General features: G+C 69.4%; 9 protein-coding genes. 4 read left to right on the top strand and 5 right to left on the bottom strand.

All coding sequences use genetic code 11. From position 1 onward, the window contains the following. Positions 1-194: 194 nt before the first annotated feature. Positions 195-1,466, bottom strand: coding sequence for an IS701 family transposase (locus tag ACIRS4_RS10895; protein ID WP_404193049.1), 1,272 nt, complete (start codon positions 1,464-1,466; stop codon positions 195-197). Positions 1,467-1,715: 249 nt separating this feature from the next. Then, positions 1,716-3,197 carry an MFS transporter gene (locus tag ACIRS4_RS10890; RefSeq protein WP_404193047.1) on the bottom strand — a complete coding sequence of 494 codons (1,482 nt, stop codon included), beginning with the start codon at positions 3,195-3,197 and terminating at the stop codon, positions 1,716-1,718. Positions 3,198-3,339: 142 nt separating this feature from the next. Here ACIRS4_RS10890 and ACIRS4_RS10885 point away from each other — a divergent pair, with 142 nt between their 5' ends. Beyond that, complete coding sequence (locus ACIRS4_RS10885; RefSeq protein ID WP_404193044.1) at positions 3,340-4,239, top strand: helix-turn-helix transcriptional regulator; 900 nt, start codon at positions 3,340-3,342, stop codon at positions 4,237-4,239. A gap of 25 nt (positions 4,240-4,264) precedes the next feature. Here ACIRS4_RS10885 and ACIRS4_RS10880 read toward each other — a convergent pair whose 3' ends face one another. From ACIRS4_RS10880 to ACIRS4_RS10870, 3 genes are all read right to left on the bottom strand, one after another. Beyond that, positions 4,265-5,140 carry an aldo/keto reductase gene (locus ACIRS4_RS10880; protein WP_404193041.1) on the bottom strand — a complete coding sequence of 292 codons (876 nt, stop codon included), beginning with the start codon at positions 5,138-5,140 and terminating at the stop codon, positions 4,265-4,267. A 134-nt stretch (positions 5,141-5,274) separates the two neighbouring features. After that, on the bottom strand, positions 5,275-6,243 hold the full coding sequence (locus ACIRS4_RS10875; RefSeq protein WP_404193038.1) for an aldo/keto reductase: 969 nt from the start codon (positions 6,241-6,243) through the stop codon (positions 5,275-5,277). Positions 6,244-6,268: 25 nt separating this feature from the next. Beyond that, on the bottom strand, positions 6,269-6,682 hold the full coding sequence (locus ACIRS4_RS10870) for a cupin domain-containing protein (protein WP_404193035.1): 414 nt from the start codon (positions 6,680-6,682) through the stop codon (positions 6,269-6,271). A gap of 190 nt (positions 6,683-6,872) precedes the next feature. Here ACIRS4_RS10870 and ACIRS4_RS10865 point away from each other — a divergent pair, with 190 nt between their 5' ends. From ACIRS4_RS10865 to ACIRS4_RS10855, 3 genes are all read left to right on the top strand, one after another. Then, positions 6,873-7,814: a helix-turn-helix transcriptional regulator gene (locus tag ACIRS4_RS10865; RefSeq protein WP_404193033.1), complete on the top strand. Its 942-nt coding sequence runs from the start codon at positions 6,873-6,875 to the stop codon at positions 7,812-7,814. Between the two features lie 19 nt (positions 7,815-7,833). Then, positions 7,834-8,184, top strand: coding sequence for a nuclear transport factor 2 family protein (locus tag ACIRS4_RS10860; RefSeq protein WP_404193123.1), 351 nt, complete (start codon positions 7,834-7,836; stop codon positions 8,182-8,184). Between the two features lie 67 nt (positions 8,185-8,251). Next, positions 8,252-9,253, top strand: a complete 1,002-nt coding sequence (locus ACIRS4_RS10855) for an SMP-30/gluconolactonase/LRE family protein (protein ID WP_404193031.1) — start codon at positions 8,252-8,254, stop codon at positions 9,251-9,253. Positions 9,254-9,282: the final 29 nt, after the last annotated feature.

Raw genomic sequence — 9,282 nt, 5'->3', positions numbered from 1 at the left:
GGACGGAGGAACTCCCACTCCTCATCGGACAGTTCATGTCGACGTATCACCCAACCATGATCCACCACTCAAGATCAATTGAAGACACGACCTAGTAGGACTCCGTTAGGTTGTTCTGGCTCTTGGGTTTTCGCTGGTGGGGGTTGTTCTGGGCAGGGGGCGGTGGCAGGTGGTGCAGGTGCCGGTCCAGCAGTTCAGCAGGTCCTGGATGGTGTCGAGGATCTGGTGGAGGGTGAGTCCGCTGTATCGGCTTTTGGGGACAGGCGCTGTTCGGTGAGGAAGGCGTGGGCGGCGGTGACCAGGGTGACGTGGTGGTGCCAGCCGGTCCAGGAACGTCCCTCGAAGTGGTCCAGGCCGAGGCCGTGCTTGAGTTCGCGGTAGTCGTGCTCGATGCGCCAGCGGATCTTGGCCAGGCGGACCAGTTCAACGACCGGGGTGTCTGCGGGCAGGTTGGACAGCCAGTAGTCGGTGGGCTCCTCGGCGCCGTCGGGCCATTCGACCAGCAGCGTGACCTCGGGCAGGACACCGTCCCAGCTGCCCGGGTCGGCGGCGGCCTGGGCGAGGCGGCGGGATTTAATCCCTGCCGGCCGCACCTGCAGTGCCAGGAAGTGTGAGCGCATCGGTCCGCAGGAGCCTTCCCGCCAGGTCACCCCGGTGAACGCCTGCCGCCCGTGACCGGCCGCCAGCGCGGCCACCGGGGTCGGCCTGCCGCGGTAGCGGGGCTGGGGCTTGCGGCCGTTGCCGGACCAGGCGGGGGCGGCGGGCTGCGCGTCGTGCGGGTGGACGGTCACATCCGAGCTAATCGCCACCACGTAGTCGATGCTGCGATGTTCCAGTCCGTCGCGGAAGTCGGCGTTCTGTCCGTAGCCGGCGTCGGCCACCACAACCGGCGGCACCAGACCCCATCCGGCCAGTTCGTCAATGGTGTCCAGGGCCAGGCGCCACTTCTCCCGGTGCCCGACCTCGTAGGGGATCCCGGTCTTGCGCCGACGGACCGGATCGTCCGCCCACTCCTGGGGAACGAACAGCCGCCACTGCAGGGGACAGGACGCGGTGTCGGAGACCGCGTGCACGCTCACCGCGACCTGGCAGTTGGCCTGCTTGCCCAAGGCTCCGCAGTACTGGTGGGCGACCGCCACCGACATCTTCCCGTCCTTGGGAAACGACACGTCGTCGACCGCCCACGCGTCCGGGCCGACCCGGGGCACCATCCGCCGGGCGATCCGCCGCCGCACCGGCAGCGGATCCCAGGTCGACTGATTCACGAACTGCTGCAGGTTCTGCTCGTTGCCGTCCGGCAGCCGCTCCGCCATCGGCTGGATCGACTTACGCCGCCCGTCCAGCATCAGCCCCCGCAGATAGCAGTCGCCCTTGGCCCGCTGATCCTTGCGCGGCACCGAGGCGAACACATCAGCGACGAACAGCGATAACTTCGCCCGAGCACGGTTCACTTCATGTGCATCCACACCTTGCACATGCCCCCAGACAGGACCCACAGGCAGACGTAACGGAGTCCTACTAGCGCGGAGCGAAGTTCCGCGAGACCCCCGCGCAGCAGCCAGCATGATGGATTCGGCTCCCGGACGGCCCACCCTCATCTCCCCAGGCGGTCGAGGCCGTGGCTGGTCGCTTCGACTCCGGCGGCGAACTCGACTTGCTGTGCCTCGCTCGGCGGATGCGGTGGAGTTCGGCGCCTGTCCAGGTTGCCGCGGCGGTCATGGCTGAGGCTCCTCCGCCAGATCCCGTGCGGCAGTGGCGAGACGTGCCGAGGGGGTGGCTTTGAGCAGCGGAGACGTGGCCGCGGTCGCGAGGACCAGGGCTGCGGCGATCAGCAGGCTGGTGCGCAGGCCGTGGAAGAAGGTCGCGTGGTGTGACACGAGGGCGCCGAAGACGGCCACGGCCAGGGCGCCGCCGACCTGCCGGGAGGCGTTGAGGACGCCGCTGGCGGTTCCGGCACGTTCGGCGGGGACCCGGTCGAGCAGGAGGGAGGTTAGTGCAGGGACGGCGAGGGAGCCGCCGGCGCCGACCGGGATCATGAGTACGACCACCAGCCAAGTGGGGGCCGTCTGCGGGGCGAGGCTGAGGACCACCAGGCCGGTGGCCATGAGCAGCTGCCCGGTGATGATCGGCATCCTTGATCCGAACCTGGCCGCGAACCAGGCGGCGGTCGGGCTGATGAACGCGGTCAGCAGGGTCATCGGGAGGAAGGCCATGCCTGTGGCCAGCGGCGACATGCCCCGCGTCTGCTGGAGGTAGAGGCTGAGCAGGAAGACCATGCCATAGAAGCCGATGTTGAGGGCGAAGCCAACGGTCGAGGAGATCAGCATCGTCCGGGCGCGCAACAGCGGCATGGGGACCATCGGGCTCTTCACGCGGGCCTGTGCCACGAGGAAGAGGGCTCCCGCGATGACGGCCACGGTGAACGCAACGATCACCCGGGGGGCGCCGAACCCATCCGCACCGGCCTCGATCGCCGCGTAGGTCAGGCCGCCCATGGCCGCGACGGCGGTTATCTGCCCGAACCAGTCGAAGCCGGTGTTCGCCTGGCGTGGCGAGCGGCGGGTGTGGGACAGCAGGAACAGTGCCAGCAGGCCGACCGGCAGGTTTACGAAGAAGATCATTCGCCAGTCGATCAGGGTCAGTACGCCGCCTGCCACCGGGCCTGCCGCGGCGCCCACGGAGCCGCCCATCGCCCAGATGGAGATCGCCCGCGCGCGCTTGGCCTGGTCGGGGTATGCCTCCCGGATCAGGGCCAGCGAGGCGGGCACGATCACGGCGGCACCCATGCCCTGCACCAGCCGCGCGGCCACCAGGACGCCCAGGTTAGGCGCGAGGCCGCAGAGAGTGGAGGCGACCACGAAGACCACGAGCCCCGCCCCGAAAGCCTGGCGGGCACCGACGCGGTCGGTGATGGACCCGGCGGACAGCAGCAGTGCGGCGAACATCAGTGTGTAGCCGTCCACCACCCACTGGAGACCGGTGATCCCGGCGTCGAGGGCGTCGCCGATCTCGGGCAGTGCGACGTTGACGATCAGCGTGTCCAGCGTCATCACGAAGAAGCCGAGGAGTGCGGCCGCCAGCGCCGTGCCGGCGCCTTTCGACGCGGCCTGGCCACCGGATCGCGGGACAGAGGCATAGGGAGATGACACGAGGGACTCCAAGATTGCTGGGGTGGATGTGCGTGACGGGGGCTCCATCCGGACTCCAGCCTGCGGACGTCCTGAGCAGGGCGGCAGGCCGTGGTGTGCCGGGGAGCGCCGTTCGGGGGTGTAGCAGAGCTCCTCACGCGTGTTCGCCCAGTTCATGGCCCTGTCACGGCAGTGCTGCCACACTGGTCACATGGCACGTGAGCGGCTGACCGGCAACGGCGGCACCGAACTGGGGACCTTTCTGCGGGCCCACCGTGAGGGAGTCACCCCCGAAGAGGCCGGTCTCCCGGCCGGGCCAGGGCTGCGGCGCACTCCCGGCCTTCGCCGGGAGGAACTGGCCACGCTCGCCGGTGTGAGCGTCGATTACTACATCCGTCTGGAGCGGGGCAAGGAGTCCAATCCCAGCCCCGCGGTCGTCGACGCGCTCGCCCGGGCGCTGCGGCTGGACCCTGCCGAGCACGAGCACCTGCGCGTCCTCGTCGCCAGAGCCGCGGGCGCCACGGCCCTGCGGCCGCCGGCCCCCGACAAGGAAACGGTCTTTCCGGGGATCGAGCTGCTGCTGGAGCAGCTACGGCCCTTCCCGGCCTATGTGCTCAGCCGCACCATGGACGTCCTCGCCTGCACACCGGGCGGTCTTCGGCTGTTCGCCGGGCTGGGGGACTGGCCCGAGGAGCAGCGCAACGTGGTCCGCTATGTCTTCCTGCACCCGCAGGCACCCAAGCTGTTCGACGACTGGCACGACCAGATCCGTGCCGCTGTGGGCCGCCTGCGCTCGCTGCACAGCCTGGAACCCGACGCCCCCGGCCTGGCCCCGCTCGTCGACGAACTGCTTGATGCGAGCCCGGAGTTCACCGACCTTTGGGAGCGTTACGACGTGCGGTTGCACACCCACGGCAGCAAGACCTTCCACCATCCCGATGTCGGCGACCTCACCCCCGGCTACCAGAAGCTGGAGATCGAGGGCACCCACACGCAACGGCTCGCCTTCTACTACGCCGAGCCGGGCACCCCCGACCATGACAAGCTGGTGCTGCTCGATATGGCGGGGGCCCAGCAGACCTCGGCACCCGCGCCAGAAGTCAGGCGCTGAGCCCGCCTCCCGGCGCGGGTCCGCATCAGCCGACGCGCCGGGTGTTCGGGTCGGGGCCGCTGCGCAGGCGCGTGTCGAGGGCGTCGATCGAGGCGACCTCGTGCGGTGTCAGCGTGAAGTCGAAGACGTCGAGGTTCTCCGCGATGCGGTGCGGCTTGACCGACTTCGGGATGGCGCACAGTCCGTGCTCGATGTGCCAGCGCAATACGACCTGGGCCGCCGTCTTGCCGTACTTCGCGGCGAGTTCGGTGACGACCGGCTCCTGAAGGGCACTGCGGCCACCGTTCGGAGCCTGCGGCCAGTAGCGGGTGATCCCGCCGATGGGAGACCAGGACTGCGTGACGATACCCAACTCGTCATGCACCGCGCGCAGTTCGCGCTGGATGAAGTACGGGTGCAGCTCGACCTGGTTGACCGCCGGGACGACGTCCGTGTGGTCCATGAGGGTACGCAGCAGTTCCGGCGTGTGATTGGAGACGCCGATCGCCCGGACCCGACCCTCAGCCAGCAGCTTCTCGGCCGCCTTGTAGGCGGCCACCCACTGCTCCTGGTCGAGCGGGGCCGGCTGGTGCAGGAGATACAGGTCCAGGTACGCAAGGCCGAGGTTGGCCAGGCTGGTGTCGAAGGCGCGCAGGGCGGAGTCGTAGCCGTAGTCGCTCAGCCACAACTTGGTCGTGACGAAGACATCGGCGCGGTCCACGCCGGAGCGGCGGATGCCCTCGCCGACCTCCGTCTCGTTCTTGTAGGCGGCGGCGGTGTCGATCAGCCGGTAGCCGTCCTTGAGGGCAGTCTCCACCGCGGGAACGGTCTCCTCGGGTGGGCTCTGGAAGACACCGAGGCCGAGCGCGGGCATCTCCACGCCGTTGTTCAGCTTCAGCAGCGGAGTCGTGGGTGGGGACATGATGTGGTGCTTTCTGTCTGGGACTCGGTGGTCAGGGCTGGATGAAAACCTTCAGAGCGGTCCGGTCGGCCATGGCGCGCTAGCCGTCGGCTACGTCGTCGATGCCGCGCGCATGTGATCTCTCCACACAGGGGTCAGAAGTAGCGGCCGCCCTGCGGTACGGGCAGGGCGTCGAGTTCCGCGAGGTCGGCGGCGCTCAGCTCGATGGCGGCGGCGCCGGCGTTGTCGAGGAGGTACTTCGGCGTCTTGGTGCCGGGAATCGGGATCACGTACTCGCCCTGCGCCAGCACCCAGGCCAGCGCCACCTGTGCCGGGGTCGCACCGACTCGCTCGGCGATCTGCCTGACCTTGTCGGCCAGGGCGAGGTTCTGCTGGAGCGCCTCCTGCTGGAAGCGGGCCAGACCGCGCCGGAAGTCCTCCTGCGGCAGGTCGTCGAAGGAGGAGAAGCGGCCGGTGAGGAAGCCCTTGCCGAGCGGCGAGTACGGCACGAAGGCGATGCGCTGCTCTTCGCAGTACGACAGCACCTCCCGCATCCACTCCCGCGTCCACAGCGACAGCTCGGACTGCACAGCGGTGATCGGATGCACGGACTGGGCGCGCTTGATCTGCTCGACCGTCACCTCCGACAGGCCGATCGCGCGGGCCTTGCCGGCGGTCACGGCCTCGTCGAGGGCACCGACGCTCTCCTCGATCGGCACGTCCGGGTCCACGCGGTGCAGGTAGTACAGGTCGACGTGATCGGTGCCCAGGCGCTTGAGGCTCTCGTCGATCGAGCGACGGATGTGTTCAGGACGACCGTTGTTCCCGGCCACCGGATTGCCCTGCTCGTCGCGGGTGAGAGCACCGACTTTGGTGGCCAGCACCGCCCGCTCACGCTGCCCGCCGGCCAGGGCACGGCCCAGCAGCTCCTCGTTCGTGAGGGGCCCGTACACGTCGGAGGTATCCAGCATGGTCATCCCCAGATCGAGCGCCTGGTGGATGACCGAGATCAAGGTGCTCTCGTCACGGGGTGTGGCCAGGTCGTAGCCGGAACTCATGCCCATGCAGCCCAGGCCGATGACGCCGGTCTCCGGACCGTTCGGGCCGAGGGGCGTGGTGCGCATGCGGTCGTTCCTTTCGCGGGATGTTTCAGCGAGCGGGGGTGCGCGGGGCGCCGTACTGCTCGTCGGTGACCTTCTCCAGCCAGGTCGTCTCCGGGCCGCCGTCACCGCGGCCCTCCCAGAGCGCGAGGTGTTCCATGAACGCGTGCGCAGCGGCGCCGTGCCAGTGCTCCTCGCCCGGCGGGGTGTAGATCGTGTCGCCGGGAAGGGCCTCGATCACCGTGCCGTCGCGTCCGCCGATCAAGGCGACGCCGGAGACGATGTGCAGGGTCTGGCCCAGGGCGTGGGAGTGCCAGTCGGTGCGTGCACAGGGCGCGAAACGAACGAGGTTGAGGCGGGCGCGCGAGGGCTCCTGACCGGCGTAGATGACGTCCCACCACACATCGCCGGTGAACCAGTCAGCCGGGGCCTTGCTGGTGGGCTGCCGTTCGAGGATCTCCACGGTGCTGCTCCTTATGGGACGCGTAGGACGCCGGAGGCGTGAGGGGAGGGCAGATATCCGCCGACAACCACCTTTCCCCGAGAGGCCGGCGGGCGGCAGGCCGTGGTGTGCCGGGGAGAGCCGTTAGGGGGAACGACAGGGCCCCCCACACGCCTCCCGCGCAGGTCATCCCGTGTCCACACTGAAAGGCATGACACGTGAGACCACAGCCGCCGGCGGCACCGAGCTCGGGTGTTTCCTGCGCGCCCGGCGTGCTCGGCTGACGCCCGCCGAGGCCGGGCTCGCGGCAGGCTCAGGGGTGCGGCGCACGCCCGGGCTGCGCCGCGAGGAACTGGCCACCCTCGCCGGGATCAGCATCGACTACTACACCCGCCTCGAACGCGGCAAGGAGACCCGCCCGAGCCCGCAGGTCGTCGACGCCCTCGCCCGGGCCCTGCAACTGGAGGACGACGAGCACGAACACCTGCGCAGCCTGGCCCAGCGCGCCGCACGCACCGTTCCCGAGCCGCCGGCCGCCCCTTCACGGACCGTGCGGCCCGGAGTGAAACTGCTACTGGAGACCCTCCGCCCCAGCCCCGCCTACGTGGTCAGCCGTGCGAACGACATCCTTGCGGCCAACCCCGGCGGTATGCGGCTGCTCGCCGGTATCGAGGACTGGCCCGCCAAGCAGCGCAACATCGCCCGCTACGTCTTCCTCCACCCGGCGGCCCGCGACCTGTTCGACGACTGGCACAACCAGATCCGCGGCTGCGTCGCCCGGCTGCGCGCCCTGGCCGGCACCGACCCCGACGCGCCCGACCTGGCCCAACTCGCAGGTGAACTCCTGCTCAAGAGCCCGGACTTCGCCCGCCTGTGGGAGCGCTACGACGTCCGGGGCCGCAGCCACGGCCGCAAGACGTTCCACCATCCCGAGGTCGGCGACCTCACCCTCGGCTACCAGTCCATGCAACTGGAGGGGACCCCCGGCCACCGTCTCGTCACGTACTACGCCGAACCCGACACCCCCGAGCACGACGCCCTAGTCCTGCTGGACATGCTCGGCTCCCAGTCCGCACCGGAGAAGCCGACGAAGACAACCAGCCCTTCGGCCGACGTCGAGGGCCAGGACGAGACCGCGCCGAGCGCCCCCTGACGAGCATCGCAATGCCCAGATCCAGCCAACAGCCCACCATGCCGAGGTCATCGAAGCTTACCGCGCCTACCCACGGGCGATGGCCGACGGTGACACCGACACCCTCGACGAACTACTCGACGGCGGCTTCACCCTCACCCACATCACCGGCTACGTACAGGCGACGACCGAGTGGCTGGCGCAGATGCGGGCCGGACGGTTCGTCTACCACAACGTCGAGGAGCAGGACACAGCCTGGCTCGTCGGCCGGATCGCCACCGATGCGACCGTGCACGGCGCGCACGCGGACTGGCGGCTCCGCCTGACCATCGACTACGCCCGCCAGGGCGGCATGTGGACCGCACTACGTGCGGTGGCCACTACCTGGTAGGGCCGGGGATCCACCCGGCCCGTCAGCGGGTTTCCCCGCTCTCCCCTCCACTCACCAAGGAAGCACCTTGCCTAAAACCTCCCTGAAGCGTCACCGGACCGCTGCGGCCATCGCCGCGGCCGCGACGACGCTGCTCTGCGCGCCGTCCGCCTTCGCCGCCACCCCGGCGCACCATCAGCAGCCCGTCATCAACCACGTCCGGACCATCGCCACGTTCGACTACGCCGCCGGCGAGATCCCGGAGAACATCACCCTCAACCCGGACCGCTCCATCACCCTCTCGATGATCGGCGCACCCGCCGGCCAGCGGCCCGCGCTGATACACGTCACGCCCTCCGGGCAGCGCACCGTCCTCGCCACGTCCGCGAAGGGCGACGGCATCACCGGCAACATCCGCGGCAACGACGGCACCGTCTACTACAACGTGTGGTCCTCCGACGCCTCCCGGGCCGGAGTCTGGAAGCTGTCCCCCGGCGGCACCCCGAAGCGCCTCGCCGCCCTGCCCACCGACGGCCTCCCCAACGGCATGGCACTGGACCCGAGCGGTCGCACGATCTACGTCGCCGACAGCCTCAAGAGCACCGTGTGGGCCGTACCCGTCACGGGCGGCCCGGCGAAGGCGTGGCTGACCGATCCGGCCCTGGCCCCCGTCAAGTCCGAGGCCGTCCCGTTCGGCGCCAACGGGCTGCGCTTCCACAAGGGAGCCGTCTGGGTCTCCAACCTCGCCCAGGACAGCCTGCTGCGCATCCCCGTCACGGCGAGCGGCAAGCCGGGCCCGATCCACGTCGTCACCAAGAGCCTTGACGGGGTAGACGACTTCAGCTTCCTCAATGACCGCTCCGACGTGGTCTTCGCCGCACAGAACGCGCCCAACCTGGTCTCCGTGGTCTACCCCGACGGCAAGACCAAGCCCGTCCTGACTGCCTCTGACGGCCTCGCCTCACCCAGCGCCACCGTAGTGCGCGACAACCGGCTGTACGTCATCGACGGCGGGCTCAACGCCCCGCACGCCGCACAGATGCAGGCCGGCCGGATCGACATCCCCGCCCTGCTGCACCAAAAGCACTGAACCGCAGGAACGGGCGGCAGGATCACCTG

The sequence above is a fragment of the Streptomyces sp. NPDC101166 genome, assembly GCF_044768125.1.
GTDB lineage: Bacteria > Actinomycetota > Actinomycetes > Streptomycetales > Streptomycetaceae > Streptomyces.
The sequence above is the reverse complement of the archived record's forward strand: the minus strand, read 5'-3'. Positions and strand labels throughout refer to the sequence as shown.

Coding starts and splice junctions, on each gene's coding strand:
- ACIRS4_RS10890 (WP_404193047.1), bottom strand. CDS start 3,197: ATGGAGCCCCCGTCACGCACATCCACCCCAGCAATCTTGGAGTCCCTC.
- ACIRS4_RS10885 (WP_404193044.1), top strand. CDS start 3,340: ATGGCACGTGAGCGGCTGACCGGCAACGGCGGCACCGAACTGGGGACC.
- ACIRS4_RS10880 (WP_404193041.1), bottom strand. CDS start 5,140: ATGTCCCCACCCACGACTCCGCTGCTGAAGCTGAACAACGGCGTGGAG.
- ACIRS4_RS10875 (WP_404193038.1), bottom strand. CDS start 6,243: ATGCGCACCACGCCCCTCGGCCCGAACGGTCCGGAGACCGGCGTCATC.
- ACIRS4_RS10865 (WP_404193033.1), top strand. CDS start 6,873: ATGACACGTGAGACCACAGCCGCCGGCGGCACCGAGCTCGGGTGTTTC.